At 51.3% G+C, this 15,003-nt stretch carries 15 protein-coding genes; all 15 read right to left on the bottom strand.

The window, feature by feature from the left end:
* Nucleotides 1-18 precede the first annotated feature (18 nt).
* The 15 genes from hslU to AC1BI1_RS02255 all read right to left on the bottom strand — a co-directional run bounded on the left by hslU (nt 19) and on the right by AC1BI1_RS02255 (nt 14,969).
* Complete coding sequence (gene hslU, locus AC1BI1_RS02325) at nt 19-1,401, bottom strand: ATP-dependent protease ATPase subunit HslU (protein ID WP_476715655.1); 1,383 nt, start codon at nt 1,399-1,401, stop codon at nt 19-21.
* A 55-nt stretch (nt 1,402-1,456) separates the two neighbouring features.
* Nucleotides 1,457-1,981: an ATP-dependent protease subunit HslV gene (gene hslV / locus AC1BI1_RS02320; protein ID WP_476715654.1), complete on the bottom strand. Its 525-nt coding sequence runs from the start codon at nt 1,979-1,981 to the stop codon at nt 1,457-1,459.
* A gap of 1 nt (nt 1,982) precedes the next feature.
* Nucleotides 1,983-2,918 carry a tyrosine recombinase XerC gene (locus AC1BI1_RS02315; RefSeq protein WP_476715653.1) on the bottom strand — a complete coding sequence of 312 codons (936 nt, stop codon included), beginning with the start codon at nt 2,916-2,918 and terminating at the stop codon, nt 1,983-1,985.
* Nucleotides 2,919-2,983: 65 nt separating this feature from the next.
* Nucleotides 2,984-4,303, bottom strand: coding sequence for a methylenetetrahydrofolate--tRNA-(uracil(54)-C(5))-methyltransferase (FADH(2)-oxidizing) TrmFO (trmFO, locus tag AC1BI1_RS02310; protein WP_476715652.1), 1,320 nt, complete (start codon nt 4,301-4,303; stop codon nt 2,984-2,986).
* Between the two features lie 2 nt (nt 4,304-4,305).
* Nucleotides 4,306-6,405 (bottom strand): type I DNA topoisomerase, encoded by a 2,100-nt coding sequence (topA, locus tag AC1BI1_RS02305; protein ID WP_476715651.1) that lies wholly within the window; start codon nt 6,403-6,405, stop codon nt 4,306-4,308.
* Nucleotides 6,406-6,426: 21 nt separating this feature from the next.
* Complete coding sequence (gene dprA / locus AC1BI1_RS02300; RefSeq protein WP_476715650.1) at nt 6,427-7,536, bottom strand: DNA-processing protein DprA; 1,110 nt, start codon at nt 7,534-7,536, stop codon at nt 6,427-6,429.
* Nucleotides 7,537-7,571: 35 nt separating this feature from the next.
* Nucleotides 7,572-7,706, bottom strand: a complete 135-nt coding sequence (locus AC1BI1_RS02295; protein WP_476715649.1) for a hypothetical protein — start codon at nt 7,704-7,706, stop codon at nt 7,572-7,574.
* 37 nt (nt 7,707-7,743) lie between these two features.
* A complete protein-coding gene (locus tag AC1BI1_RS02290; protein WP_476715648.1) occupies nt 7,744-8,496 on the bottom strand; it encodes a type 1 glutamine amidotransferase in 753 nt (250 codons plus the stop codon).
* A complete protein-coding gene (locus tag AC1BI1_RS02285) occupies nt 8,456-9,850 on the bottom strand; it encodes a MurT ligase domain-containing protein (RefSeq protein WP_476715647.1) in 1,395 nt (464 codons plus the stop codon). Before AC1BI1_RS02285 ends, AC1BI1_RS02290 begins: the two co-directional genes overlap by 41 nt.
* 10 nt (nt 9,851-9,860) lie before the next feature.
* Complete coding sequence (gene murJ, locus AC1BI1_RS02280) at nt 9,861-11,444, bottom strand: murein biosynthesis integral membrane protein MurJ (RefSeq protein WP_476715646.1); 1,584 nt, start codon at nt 11,442-11,444, stop codon at nt 9,861-9,863.
* 112 nt (nt 11,445-11,556) lie between these two features.
* Entirely contained in the window at nt 11,557-13,080 is a 1,524-nt protein-coding gene (locus AC1BI1_RS02275) for a YifB family Mg chelatase-like AAA ATPase (RefSeq protein ID WP_476715645.1), read from the bottom strand.
* A 93-nt stretch (nt 13,081-13,173) separates the two neighbouring features.
* On the bottom strand, nt 13,174-13,473 hold the full coding sequence (locus tag AC1BI1_RS02270; protein ID WP_476715644.1) for a hypothetical protein: 300 nt from the start codon (nt 13,471-13,473) through the stop codon (nt 13,174-13,176).
* A 183-nt stretch (nt 13,474-13,656) separates the two neighbouring features.
* Nucleotides 13,657-14,070, bottom strand: a complete 414-nt coding sequence (locus tag AC1BI1_RS02265; RefSeq protein WP_476715643.1) for a type II toxin-antitoxin system VapC family toxin — start codon at nt 14,068-14,070, stop codon at nt 13,657-13,659.
* A complete protein-coding gene (locus AC1BI1_RS02260; RefSeq protein ID WP_476715642.1) occupies nt 14,064-14,459 on the bottom strand; it encodes a hypothetical protein in 396 nt (131 codons plus the stop codon). The genes AC1BI1_RS02265 and AC1BI1_RS02260 overlap by 7 nt, the downstream gene beginning before the upstream one ends.
* Before the next feature lie 240 nt (nt 14,460-14,699).
* Entirely contained in the window at nt 14,700-14,969 is a 270-nt protein-coding gene (locus AC1BI1_RS02255) for a hypothetical protein (protein ID WP_476715641.1), read from the bottom strand.
* Nucleotides 14,970-15,003 lie beyond the last annotated feature (34 nt).

The raw sequence follows: 15,003 nt of genomic DNA, 5'->3' as shown, positions 1-15,003 counted from the left end.
CTCCCCTCAAGCTAATTTTTACAGAATATAGGCTCTTACATCGGCATTCTGAAGGATTTCTCCTAATTTCTCCCGGACGTAGTTACGATCAATAACTACCCGGTTGGTCTCCACTTCTGGAGCAGCAAACAAGAGATCCTGCAGCACCTTTTCTAAGATTGTATGGAGACGGCGAGCGCCGATGTCTTCTCCCTGAGTATTTACAGTATAAGCAATATCAGCAATTTCCGCAATAGCATCACCAGTAAATTCTAATTCTAAACCCTCAGTTGCCAATAAGGCTGCATACTGGCGCAGTAAAGAGTTTTTGGGCTCCGTTAAAATTCGCTTAAAATCTTCGCGGGTTAAGCTTTTTAACTCCACCCTGATGGGGAAACGGCCCTGCAACTCGGGAATTAAATCGGCCGGCTTGGCTACATGAAAGGCGCCGGCAGCGATAAACAAAATATGATCGGTCTTGACCGGACCATACTTAGTCTGCACAGTGGTGCCCTCCACAATGGGAAGGATATCCCTCTGGACCCCTTCCCGGGAAACATCAGGGCCCACTCCCCCATTTCGCCCAGCAATCTTATCGATTTCGTCGATAAATATAATACCATTCTGCTCTACTCGCTGTACAGCTTCGGCGGCCACTTCATCCATATCGATAAGTTTATCGGCTTCTTCCTGGGTCAAGATCCGCCTCGCCTCAGCTACCGTCACCCGGCGCTTGCGCTTCCGCCGGGGCAATACATTGCTCAAGGCATCCTGTAAGTTTATTCCAAATTCTTCCAAACCCAAGGCGCCAAACATAACCCCCGGCATGCTGCTCTCTTCTACTTCTATTTCTACCATCATGTCTTCCAGTTCCTGTCGTCTGAGTTTTTCGCGTAAGATAGCCCTCTTGTCCTCCGTTACCTCCTCCTGCTCCGTAGTACCCCCTTCGTTAACCAGCCCGCTGAAAAGAACCTCCAGGGGATTGCGGGATGGTTGACTACGGCGCGAACGGGGCAGGAGCAAATCCAGCAACCTCTTTTCTGCTAACTTGGCTGCCTCTTTTTCCACTTCGGCCCGTTTTTCTGCCTTAACCATCCTTACCGCATTTTCCACTAACTCCCGGATCATGGACTCTACATCTCGACCTACATACCCGACTTCGGTAAAACGGGTGGCTTCCACCTTGAGGAAAGGCGCGCCCACCAAGCGGGCCAGACGCCGGGCGATTTCGGTTTTACCTACACCTGTAGGACCAATCATGAGGATATTCTTGGGCAAAACCTCATCCCTTATTTCCGGCGGAAGCTTTTGCCGCCGATAGCGGTTACGGAGGGCTATAGCTACACATTTCTTGGCCTCTTCCTGGCCAATGATATATTTATCCAGTTCGTGCACAATTTCACGCGGAGTCAGAATCGTCACCCCTGGACCCCCTTTCCTTAGCTACTCCCTACTTTTCCCCTCTTCACCACATACCCTACAATTCTTCTACTATAATATTATCGTTAGTGTAAATACAAATTGAAGCTGCAATTTTTAAAGCCTCGCGGGCAATGGCTGCTGCTTCCAAATCGGTGTAGGTGAGCAAGGCCCGCGCTGCCGCCAGGGCATAAGGTCCCCCTGAGCCAATAGCCACCAGGCCATCATCAGGCTCTACAATTTCACCTCCACCAGAAATAAGGAGCAGCTTCTCCCGGTCGGCCACCACCAGCAGGGCTTCCAGGCGCCTGAGCATGCGGTCGGTACGCCATTCCTTACCTAACTCTACTGCAGCCCGCTGCAAGTTTCCTCGGTATTCTTCCAGTTTAGCTTCAAATTTTTCAAAGAGGGTGAAGGCGTCAGCCACACTTCCCGCAAAGCCGGCTAGCACCTGTCCCTGATAGAGACGGCGCACTTTACGGGCCCGGTGTTTCAGCACCGTATTCCCCAGCGTCACCTGGCCATCGCTGGCTACAGCTACTTTATCACCCTTCTTAACAGCTATAACCGTAGTTCCTTCCATATTATTCTTCCCCTCCCGGTAAATTTTTACCAGCACGGGGATGGGCTAGATCATAAACTTCTCGCAGGCGCCTGGGATTTACATGGGCATACACTTGGGTGCTGCTAAGACGGACATGTCCCAGCAATTCCTGTACTGCCCGCAGGTCAGCCCCGCGCTCCAGCAAATGGGTAGCAAAACAGTGGCGTAAGGTGTGCGGGGAAACACCACCGCTCAAGGCCGCTCTCTTTACATAATATTCCAGCCGATCCCTAACGCCCCGGCAAGTAAGCCTTTGGCCGCGGTAATTAAGGAAAAGGGCCCGCTCTTCCCCCTTCCCCTGGCGTTCCAGAACCGGCCGGGCAGAAATCAGGTAATCCTTAAGGGCGGCAATAGCCGCCGAACCCAAAAGCGCCAGGCGCTCTCGCCGGCCCTTACCCATAACCCTCAGCTGTCCAGCGCTTAAATCCAGATCTTCTATATTGAGATTAACCAGCTCACTTACCCGCACGCCGGAAGCATAAAGGGTTTCCCAAATAGCTCGATCCCTTAACCCTAAGGGTGTATGGGCGGGTATCTCCAGGAGCTTAAGAAGCTCGCTATAAGTTAAGTAACGGGGTAGCCGCTTATTTTGCCGGGGCGATTTGATCAGCTCCACCGGGTTTTTGCTGGCCTGCCCTTCCCGCATAAGATAGTGATAAAATACCCGCAAAGCCACCAGTTTACGCGCCATGCTGCTCTTCTTTTGGTTTTGAGCATTAAGCCAGCCTAAAAAACGCCGGACTAACGTGTGGTCAACCTGCTCTGGATGCGCGGCGGGCCCCAAGTTTTTTTCCACATAGGAAACAAATTGTTTTAAATCAGTCAAATACGCTTTTAAGGTACTGGCGGAAACGTTTTTCTCGGCAGCCAAATAGGTACTAAAACCGGCCAGCGCCTCCTCGAAAGCTTTAATCATTATTTAAAAAGGGCCTCCCCATACAATCGTATTATATCCTACCAAATCTTTAAGTAAAGAGCAAGTCAATTGCGCGAAAATTCACCGAGAATCCTTTGCCAGCTCTCTAGGGCTCGCTGCGAGAGTAAGAGATTGCGCTGCTGTCGGGAACGTACCCTAACCGTAAGGGGGGGCAACAGACCAAAATTAATGTTCATGGGCTGAAATCTTTCCGGGTTAGCTTCAGTAATATAATATACCAGAGCCCCGTGGGCTGTATCACGGGGCAGAATTAGAGGTTCCAGACCTTTTAGCAACCTGGCCGCATTAATACCAGCCACCAAGCCCATGGCTGCGGACTCAATATAGCCTTCTACCCCGGTAATCTGGCCGGCCAAAAAGATCTCCGGCCGGCTTTGGAGCTGTAAAGTAGGCAGCAATAAGCGTGGCGAGTTTATATACGTATTGCGGTGCATAACCCCGTAGCGGACAAATTCCGCCTGAGCTAACGCAGGAATGAGGCGAAAAACCCGGTCCTGCTCGCCCCATTTAAGACTGGTTTGAAAGCCTACCAGATTATATAAAGTGCCCTCGCGGTTATCCTGCCGCAGCTGTACTACCGCAAAGGGCTGCTTTCCGGTAGCTGGGTCAATTAATCCTACAGGCTTCATGGGGCCATAGCGCAAAGTCTCCGGCCCCCGCCGGGCCAGCTCTTCCACCGGCATACATCCTTCAAAGTAAATCTCCTTTTCAAAAGGGTGAGGGTGGTGGCGTTCGGCTCGGACCAGGGCCTCATAAAAGGTATAATATTCTTCTTCTGTGAGGGGACAATTCAAGTAATCTTCTTCCCCCCGCCCATAGCGAGAAGCGCGAAAAAGTTGGCTCCAGTCCAGGGATTCGGCAGTAACAATAGGTGCAGCAGCATCATAAAAATAAAGATATTCCTCGCCGGTTAACTCCTGCAAAGCCCGGGTCAGGGCTGGTGAGGTGAGGGGACCCGTAGCGATAATGACTACGCGGCCGGCAGGGATTTCCTCAACCTCTTCCCTTATTACCGTTATGAATGGATGAGCTTCTATCCTAGCCGTTACTTCCCGGCTAAAACCTTCCCGGTCTACCGCCAGAGCTTTGCCCGCCGGTACCCGGTGCCTTTCGGCTGCTTCCATAATTAGGGAGCCTGCCCGCCGCATTTCCTCTTTGAGCAGGCCGGCTGCATTTTCCAGTTCATTAGAGCGCAAAGAGTTGGAGCAAACCAGCTCGGCCAGATAACCCGTATGGTGGGCAGGCGTGCTCTTATGAGGCCGCATCTCCCACAGCTCCACCTTTATGCCCCTTGTGGCAGCCTGCCAAGCTGCTTCACTGCCGGCCAAGCCTCCCCCTATAACTACCAGCGCTGCCTCTTCCATTTCTACATTTCTCCCTGCCTTTTAACCTCTTCTTCATACCCACAGTCTTTTTGAGGACACACCAGGCGCAACGTGTTTCGTCCAGCTTTCTCTACCAGGCGATTACCGCAACGAGGGCAAAGGGTCTGGCTGGGTTTGTCCCAGGAGATATAATCGCACTGGGGGTAATTCTTACAACTATAAAACTTGCGTCCTTTTCTGCTGCGCCTTTCCACAATCTCCCCGCCACACTTGGGACAGGAAACACCTATAGTATTAAGAAGCGGCCTGGTAAAGCGGCATTCCGGAAAACCCGGACAGGCCAAAAACCTGCCATACCGCCCCTGTTTCACCACCAGATTACGCCCGCATATCTCGCACTTCTCTTCGCTAACCTCCTCCGGCAACTCAATGATGCCGATCTTAGCCTCTGCCTGCTCTAAGATTTGGCTGAAGGGCAGGTAAAATTCTTCCACTACCTGGCGCCAGGATAACTTCCCTTCTTCAACCTGGTCCAGCTTAGCTTCCATATGGGCCGTGAACTCTACATCAATAATATCGGGAAAATGCTCCTTCAAAAGGTCCACCACTACGCAGCCCAGTTCAGTAGGGACCAGTTGCTTCTGCTCCCGCACCACGTAACCGCGGCTCAAGATAGTTTCAATAGTAGGCGCATAAGTGCTCGGCCGGCCGATACCCAATTCCTCCATGGTTTTCACTAGGGTCGCTTCGGTATAACGCGGCGGCGGCTGGGTGAAATGCTGCTTAGGTTCCAGAGAAACAACGGTAAGAATTTGGTCGGGGAACAGTTCCGGCAAACGTTCCTCTTTTTCCCATTCCTCTTCTTCCCTGTCCCCTTGTAAAGCCTTAAGAAAACCAGGAAATTTAACTACCGAGCCGGTGGCTCGAAAAATATAGTCGCCAGCAGCAATGTCTACTGTTACTGTATCCAGGAGAGCCGCCTCCATCTGGCTGGCTAAAAACCTCTCCCAGATAAGGGAATACAGGCGATATTGATCCCGCGTCAAATAGCCCTTAACGGCCTCGGGCTGCACCCATATGGACGTAGGCCTTATAGCTTCATGGGCATCCTGAATATTATCTTTACGGCCGGTATACTGGCGCTTTTCCACCGGAACATAGGCCGGCCCAAAATGCTCCAGCAGGTAATTCCGCGCTTCTTCCTGGGCCACTGCAGCTACCCTAGTAGAATCCGTACGGATATAAGTAATTAAGCCTATCCGGCCCAGATCGGGGCCCACATCAACGCCTTCATAAAGCTGTTGGGCTACCTGCATGGTACGGCGCGTAGTAAAATTTAAGCGGCGATAGGCTTCCTGTTGCAGGGTGCTAGTAGTAAAGGGGGTAGGTGGATTTTTGCGCCGTTCCCTTTTCTTTACGTCTATTACTTTAAAGGGCACGCCCTGGAGGGCGGCCAAAACCTTGTCCATAGCCTCTTTGTCGCTTATAGTAACCGCTTCGCCCTGGCATTTATGAAGCTTGGCCGCAAAAGCTAAACCATCGTTCTCTCCTTTTAGCCAGGCCGTCAAACTCCAATACTCTTCCGGTTTAAAACTGGCAATTTCCCTTTCCCGGTCCACTATAAGGCGTACGGCTACCGATTGCACCCTTCCTGCGCTCAAGCCCCTCTTTATTTTGCGCCACAAAAGGGGGCTGAGCATATAGCCTACCAGGCGGTCCAACACCCGGCGGGCCTGCTGGGCAGCAACGCGGTACGGGTCAATAGGTCTGGGCTTTTTAATAGCCTCCTGGATAGCCTGGCGCGTTATTTCATTGAATTCTATCCTGCACTGGCCATCAGGAAGGCCCAGCAGGTGCTGCAAGTGCCAGGCAATGGCTTCGCCTTCGCGATCCGGGTCGGGGGCCAGTAAAACTTGCTCTGTTCTCTGGGCTGCCTGCTTTAATTCCTTTACTATTTCTCCCTTGCCGCGAATGGTAATATAGTGGGGCTCGAACCCATTTTCAATGTCTATGCCGAACTGGCTTCTAGGCAAATCCCGCACGTGCCCCATGGAGGATTTGACTAAATAATCCCGGCCTAAAAATTTGCTTATAGTTTTGGCCTTGGCTGGCGATTCTACTATAACCAAGGTCTTCGCCAATCCCCTTCACCTCTATCTATATCAACAGCGTACATAGAGCCCCCCTGGTAGCCGCCGTACCAGCCCTTGCAATTCTAAAAAAGTGAGGGCTATACTTATTTCCTGAGTAGATAAGCCGGTAGCGACCACCAAGTCCTCAATGGCTACGGGTACCGAGGCAACTGCTGCCATTACCTTTTCCTCTACTGGAGATAGCTTGACCTTAATCTCCTCTTCCGTTCTTACTGCCCAAGGGGCATACCGGGTATTCTCTACTGAGATATATTCTTCCAGAATATCGTTCACTTCAGTAACCATTTTAGCCCCCTGCTTAATTAAATTATTAGTCCCTCTGCTCTGAGCACTGGTAATGGGCCCCGGTACGGCAAACACATCGCGCCCCTGTTCAAGGGCAAAATCAGCCGTTATAAGGGCGCCGCTTTTTTCGCCCGCCTCTACCACTACTGTTCCCCGGGCCAGACCACTAATAATACGGTTACGCGACGGAAAATGGCGTTTTTCAGGCGGCGTCCCCAGGGGCAACTCAGACAGAATGAGCCCCTCTTGAGCTATCTCCCGGAAGAGGGAAGCGTTCTCTCGAGGATAAACAATATCCACGCCACAGCCCAAAACGGCTATAGTTTTACCCTTTCCCTTTAAAGCTCCCCGGTGGGCAGCAGCATCTATGCCCAGGGCGAGCCCGCTGACCACGCTTACTCCGGCTTCAGCCAGGCCTTGAGCCAGGGCCTGGGCTACTTTCAAACCGTAAGGTGTGGCCTGCCTGGTGCCTACTATGGCAATTCTGATATTTTCTAGAGAGGCTAAACTGCCCAGATAATATAACACAGGTGGCGGATTGTAAATACTTTTTAACTCCCAGGGATAAGCCGGGTCAGAAAAAGTAAGGACTCCAACCCCCTGGCGGCATAAATCATCCCAGAGAGCTGCCGGTGTTACACTTTTTCTCCAGGCGAGAAACCCCTCGCCCGCACCGCCCAGCCAGGGCAGGCTCAAAATTTCCCTTTCGCTGGCCCTCCAGACCGCTTCTGCGCTGCCGAAGTGCTCTATTAATTGTAACATCTTTCGAGCACCGAGACCGGGTGACTGTTGCAGGGCTACCCAATAAGTTTTGTCGTGCCCTATATAATTCAATTTTACCTGCTCCTCATAATTAAATTATTACACCATTAATGGCCGTGGGCTGGCTTGTGCTCGTGTTTTTCTTTTACCTCGCCCTTTTTATCGCCTATAACTAAAAGAAGAAGATAAAAAGCAAAAAGCTGAATAACCATGGAGCCCAAGGCGAAGAAGAATTTTAGCATTAACACCAACCCCCTACAATTAAAGTTATATTTTATATTAGATTTTTTTCCTCCGCTTACTGAAGCGCCGGAATACTTCCCTGTTAGCCCTCCATTCCAGCCCATCATCTAGCGGAGATAGTTCGACACGTCCATAGCGCTTTTCCAGGGCCAAGGTTAAGATATAGTCAGCCAAATGGGGATTTTTGGCTAGCAGAGGCCCGTGTAAATAAGTACCTATGGCCCTCTGGTAAACACAACCTTCAGTCCCATCTATTCCATTGTTACCGAAGCCAAAAATTACTCTGCCTAGGGGCCGGCTATGATGCTCATAATCTTCCAAAAAGGTGCGCCCCCCATGGTTTTCAAAACCAACTACAGGACGGGAGTCACATAAATCTCCAACCTCGATAGCTATATTCCCCTTTAAGCGCGTATTTCCTGCTTCGGTATAAACAGGAAAAATACCCACACCCGGCAAAATTTCTCCTGTAGCCGTACGATAATATCGGCCTAAAAGCTGATACCCACCGCAGATAGCCAGCACAGCTGCCCCTTCCTCCACGGCTTCCCTCAAGTATGGTCCCTTTTCGAGCAAATCCTTGCTGGCCACCCCTTGCTCTTGATCCGGCCCTCCTCCCAGGAAGAACAGATCATAGGCGTGCGAGTCCAGCCGGTCACCTAAGGAGATCCGGGTTATTTCCACCTCTATACCCCTCCACTCTGCGCGGCGGCGCAAAATCAAGATGTTACCCCGGTCACCGTATAAATTAAGCAGTTCGGGATAAAGATGGCCAATGCGCAGTTTCACTTTGAGCACCCATCCTAAGCAACAAGCGGCGGTAAACAGCCAGGTTAGTATAGGTACACAAGATGAATAGGTTCTCCACGGGCTCTTGCAGTAGTTCCTGGATACTCGCTTCCTGGTCGGGAACAATTTTTATAGCCTTGGGATCAATACCGTTATATTTCAAACATACAGCCATATCCCAAGCCCTTAAACCCGAACAAATAACGTGGGAATAAGAGGCAGTCAGTAGAGGCTCCAGGTCGGCATCCCACAACCAGGACACATCCCGGCCGTCAGCCGCCAAATCATTGATAGCCAAAACATAAGCCGCACGGTTTTCCCCGGCCACTGTGCGCAAAGCTTCGGTCAAGCCGGTAGGGTTCTTGACCAAAAGCAAAGTGCCTCTCTTGCCGGCCAGGAAGAAGCCTTCAATCCGCCCCTGTCCGGGGCGAAAAATTTTTACTTCTTCAGCGATGACCTGCGGATTTACTCCCAAAATTAGTCCCGCACTTGCCGCAGCTAAAAGGTTATAACAATTATAAATCCCCGGCAAAGGAGTGGTAAGATCCAGGCGGCCTCCGGAATAAACCACTGTAAAAGAACAGCCTTTATCCTCCCAGACCAAGTGTTCTGCCTTAAAGTCCGGTGCCGGCCGTCGCCAGGCACAACGAGGACACCGGTAATCGCCCAAATGGCTGTAATGGTAATAAATAAATTCCAAAGGCGCCTGGCAATCCGGACAAATGTGCCCTTCCTGTACCTCCTCGGTAGTAGTGCGGCTATAAGGGTTACGCTCAAGACCAAAATAATATACTTTATTCCGTCCCCGTCCAAGTAAAGTAACAAGAGGATCATCAGCATTGAGCAAAAGCCCCGCACCCGGCACTTGATCCAGGGCCCGTTTCATAGCTTTGGCCAGCTGTTCCAATTCATGATAGCGGTCCAGCTGATCCCGCAAAAGATTGGTGACCAGCACCACTTCGGCCGGCACCTGCCGTAAAACAAGGCCCAAACTACCTTCATCTACCTCCAAAACAGCTGCCACAGCCTTTTTTCCCCGTCGCTTCCCTCGGGGCTTGATCAAGGCAGTAGCTATGCCAGCAGGCATATTAGCTCCTTCACCGTTGTGGATTACCTCTAGGCCCTGGCCGGACAAGATCCTGGCCAGTAAGTTTGCAGTAGTGGTCTTGCCGTTGGTCCCTGTTACAATTATTATGTGGTCCAGGTCCCGGGAAAGCTTCTCCAAAAGCCCGGGGTCCACCTTTAAAGCTACATAACCCGGCAGAGAAGTACCTTCCCGCCCACTTAAGCGGCAAATTACAGCCACCAGGCGCCCAAGCAAAATAGCTATTGCACCAAGCAAAAAGTTTAACATGCTGAAACGTTTATCCTCCTAGAGGCCGCGAACGCTGCAGACGACCCCGCACGATTTTCAGCAAAAAATTCAATTCCTCCATCTGCAAAACCCTGGCCAGACCAAAATAAATCAAGGCACCACAGCCGATTAAAAGCAAGAGTTCCAATCCTTCCCTAACCAGCTGGGGTTCAAAGTAAGGTAAAGAAAGCCTGCTGGCCACCAACTTTAAAATTAAGCCCATGGCCAGGGAGGCCACCAGACTATTGGCCAGACTAACCCCGAGGTGCCTCAGGTCTGTTTGAATAATTCCTCGCTGGCGGAGAAAATAAAAAAGAAGAATAACATTAAACCACCCGGCCAAGGAATAAGCCAGGGCGAGTCCCCTCACTCCCCAGAGGGGACCCAAAGTAAAATTTAAAGCAGAACCCACGGCCAACGTCAAGAGCCCCACCTTTAAAGGTGTCCTGGTATCCTGCAAGGCATAAAAAGCGCGGATCAATATCTCATAGGCTCCATAAGCCGTAATACCTATGGCATAAAAAATTAGAGCGTTAGCAGTAGCCAGGGTATCTTCCCTGGTAAAGCGTCCGTGCTCAAAAAGTACTTTTACCACCGGTTGGCCCAGGACCGCCAGTCCCACAGTGGCCGGGAAGGCCAGAAAAATAATGGACCTTAAAGAAGTAGTTAAATAATGGCTAAAAGTGCGCTCCTCCTGCCTTACGGCCAACCGGGTTAAGGCAGGAAGCAAGGTAATACCTATAGAAGTGGCAAAAAGCATAGGAACCAGGACGACCCGGCTGGAAATGGTCAGCGCATTTATAGAGCCCTGGGGCAAAAAAGAAGCAATGAAGGTCTGGTTTAAAAAAAGGTTTATTTGAGCTACAGATAAACCTATGGCGACCGGTAACATGAGCTGGCCTATCCGCCTGATGGCCGGGTGGCGAAAATTCAGGGATAACATGTAGCGCGGTCGTAAGCGCCAAACACCCCAAACTTGCACCAGGAAATTAAGAAAAGCGCCAATAAGGGTAGCCACGGCAAAGGCTGCAATACCCAGATGATTAGCCAGGGCAGCGCCAAAAATTATAATGGCCGCATTATAAACCAGGGGACCGACAGCTGTACCCAGAAAGGATTGATAAGCATATTCGGTTCCCATGAGCACGCCATTAAGCGAATGGAATAAGATGCTTACTAAGCCTATGCGGGTTAAATAAGCCGTATAGGCTACTTCCTGGGGGTCAAAGCCCGGAGCTACTACGCGCACCAGAATAGGTGCCCAAATCATGCTCAAAATTACTGCTAACCCCACCAGGGATAAAACTAAATTGAAAGCAATACTTACTATTTCCCAAACCTCTTCTTCGCGTTTCTCGGCTAAATAACTCGATAACACCGGAATAAAAGCTGAACTTATACCCCCGCCTACCAAAATAAGATAAATGGTATCGGGAATAACAAAAGAAGCATTAAGCATATCGGTTAGCCGGTTTTGACCAAAAAGGGCCGAGATGATGGTATTGCGCAAAAAACCCAGTATACGAGAAAGAATAGAAGCAACAGTCATCACAATTGCCCAATGGGCTAAACCCAACTCTGCCTTTTCCGTCACCGAACAAACCTTCCCCTAAATTTTAGCCAGACTGTATTCCTTCAGTTTTGCCAGGCTAACTGTATTTTAATCTCTTTCCACTGCAAAAAAAGAGGAAGTTAACGCAACCAGGTTAGCTTCCCCACGGGGAGCGATATTGAATGGCCTCCGCCAGGTGATGCTCTTCAATAATTTCCGCCCCTTCCAGGTCGGCAATAGTGCGAGCTACCTTGAGCAAGCGGTCATGGGCCCGCATGGAAAGGGCCAGCTTATTAAAGGCAGCCCGTAAAAGCATACGAGCTGGTCGCGTGAGCTGACAGAATTTCCGCACCTGTTGGCCGCTCATTTCGGCATTGCAATTAAGGCCAACCTCAGCCAGGCGCCGGCGCTGCCTCTGCCTGGCTTCTTCCACCCTTTGCCGTACAAGGGCCGACGTTTCTGCCGGTCCGCGATTTTCGATCTCTTGGTACTCCAAGCGGCGCACCTCTAGGTGGAGGTCAATGCGGTCCAGCAATGGCCCGGATAGGCGCTTGCGATACTGGGCTACCTGATAGGGGGTACAATTACATTTATGCCTTTCATCCCCATAATAACCGCAGGGACACGGATTCATACTCCCCACCAACAGGAAATTAGCCGGATAGGTAACGGCTGCTGCTACGCGGGCCACGGTAACTACCCGGTCTTCTAAAGGCTGGCGCAAGGCTTCTAATACATCGCGGCGAAACTCAGGCATCTCATCCAAAAAAAGAACACCATGGGTAGCCAGGCTCACCTCGCCGGGCTTGGGGACCCGGCCACCGCCAATGATGCTGGCCGTGGAAGCAGTATGGTGGGGTGTGCGGAAAGGGCGTTCCGTTACTAGCCCCTGGCCTGGGGCCAGTAGTCCGGCAGCACTGTAAATCTTGGTTACGGTTAAAGCTTCTTCGTAGGTCAACGGCGGTAAAATAGAAGGTAGACTCCGGGCCAGCATAGTTTTCCCCGCCCCGGGGCTACCGATAAGGAGAATATTATGACCGCCGGCAGCGGCTATTTCCAAACCCCTCTTAGCAGCTGCTTGACCCTTGATGTCTGCCATATCAATACCTGTAAAAGCTTCAATCTGGCTGCTAGGGGCTGCCGGTTTAACCTCAGCTAGCTCACCCTCTCCTCGCAAGTAAGCCACTACTTGTACCAGGCTTTCAGCAGCCAGCACTCTTAAGCGAGTAGCCAGGGCGGCTTCGTTGGCATTGGCCGACGGCACAATAAAGGTAGCCCCCGGCTCAATTTCCTGGAGAGCCAGGGCCATGGGCAAGACTCCCGGAATGGGCCGCAAGCTTCCTTCCAGGGAGAGCTCGCCGACAGCATGGATGGTCGGTGCTGGCTCCCTGCTAAGCTCCCCGGCGGCAGCTAAGATGCCCAGAGCTATCGGAAGGTCATAAATAGGGCCTTCTTTTTTGATATCACCGGGGGCTAGATTGACGATAATGCGGCGTAAAGGAAACTCAAAGCCAGAGTTCTTGAGGGCCGCCCGCACCCTTTCCCGGGCTTCCTTCACGGAAGGATCAGGTAAACCTACGATGTCAAATACTGGCAAACCATTACTAATATCTACCTCTACCCTTACCCTTTGCCCCTCCAGGCCTACGAGAACCACAGAATGAATGATGGCTAGCACCAGTCAACCCCCTGGTAGTTTTTCCCCAACCATTGCTATTCGCCACCAGGGCAGTACTTCCTGCTTTCGTTTTACTTTTTTCTGGTGATAGGATCAGGATGTAAACCCGCTGGTCTGAGCCGTGTCCAGTATTAAGAAGTTACATGTACCCGAAAGACACCAGTCTATTCTCTTAAGATTTTTTCCAGGCGGCTTGCATACTGTTTGCCTTCCTTGTCGTCCGTAATTATCTCTCTGATCAGCACTGCGAACTCCAAGGCCAAGTTCTACCGCCCTCGATATTTGTTCCTGCTTGAAGATCGGTACCTCCATAATTTCCCTATTGCTGCCTAAATCTTTTAAAACAGCCAGACCTACGGCATCTAACGCTACACGGTCCCGGGAAAGAAGCATAACGTTTCCTTCCCTTCGCGTTCCCCGTGGAAGAAGCCAATGCCCGCATCAGCCAGTATATCGAGCATTACAACTACAGCCGGCCGTAGGAGGGTATTGGTGGCTTCACTCCGGCAGACGTTATTCCTGGTGGGAAAAACACCTGCCCTGCCAGAAGCCGCTATGGCAATGTCCTAATGAGCCTCATTCCGCCTCCGCTTCTACCAACTGGATCCCAGGTATCTTTTCGTAGTGCCGGCGGTTGTCCGTCAGGAGCACCAACCCGTAATAAACTGCCGTGCTCCCGATTAAAAGGTCCAGCTGAGGCACTGTTATCCCCTGTGCCCGCAGTTCGGCTCGGAGCCGCCCGAAGGTGCGGGCCACGTCACGGGTTACATCAGCCACAGCCAGTCCCGCAAGAAAGTCTTCCAGGGCTTTCTCCTTGTCCTGCCAGTCCGGTGCCCGGAATACGCCCTCGTACAGCTCAGCCAGGGAGACCACGCTAATGCCCAGGCCTGCCTCCCGGTACTGCCTCAGCCTGGTTACGTAGGGTTCCCTACCGCGGAGGTAGTATACTGCCCAGTCGGTGTCCACGAGGTACCTTGCCGGGATCACCACTCCGGTACCGCCCTTTCTCCTTTGCGCCGACAGGCATAGACTTCAGCCAGGAAACTGTCCGCGTCAAAGTCAGCCCAGGAACCAGCCGCCTTCTCGAACCTCTCGGCAGCCTCGTCTTTCACCCTTTCGTGCTCTAGGGCGCGCAGCAGTATTTCTCTTTCCTTCCTGCTGAGGCGCCTGATTTCGTCAAGGATTTTCTCTACCGCGGCCACCGCCATCCCTCCCGGTATTGGTGTTATATCACTATCTTCAACCTGTTCTCCCCTTGCGTGGGAACCGAAAATGAACGCACTAGTTGCACCTTGCCGCCGCAAAATCAGGACCGCTATGCCTTTTTTATCTTCTCCACATCCACTGTACGTACCTCCTGTGAATATTATATCATCCACATCAGGTAACTTCCATTAAAACGGCCGTCCGCGCCGTGCCACGTCACTTGTGCCAAGAGGCCCTTTCTTTCCATTTTTCCGCCGTCGTAGGGTTACCACCTTCAGCCTGCAGCAGCTGCCTAAGCTTCCGGTTAATGTCACAAATGCGCCGACACATCTCGGTAGCGTGCGGTATTCCTAAGGCGGCTACGCCGCCTTCAGGAACCCACAGGCTTCAGCCTTGGGAAGGAAGTCAGCACTCTATTGACTGCTAGCTGCCTTGATAATTGTCAATTCTACCCGATACCCAAGGGACTGTAGATACTTTTGACAGTCCTCCCAACTCAAGCCAAAGGCCAGAGTATCACTAAGCCCCAGGCGAGCTATTATATCTCTGAGTAACGGTAGATCACGTTCTTCAAATTCCTCTTCCATCATCACTTTTTCAGCCCAATCGACCAATTCTGCAAGGTTTATACGTTTATAAAGGTAGTCAATTAACTTATTGGCTACATCTTGTCTAGTTATCATTTATTCTCCACCTCACTAACTTTTTGAGAAAGGC

The organism is Thermanaeromonas sp. DSM 22490 (assembly GCF_056378755.1).
This window is presented reverse-complemented; position numbering and strand designations above follow the sequence as displayed.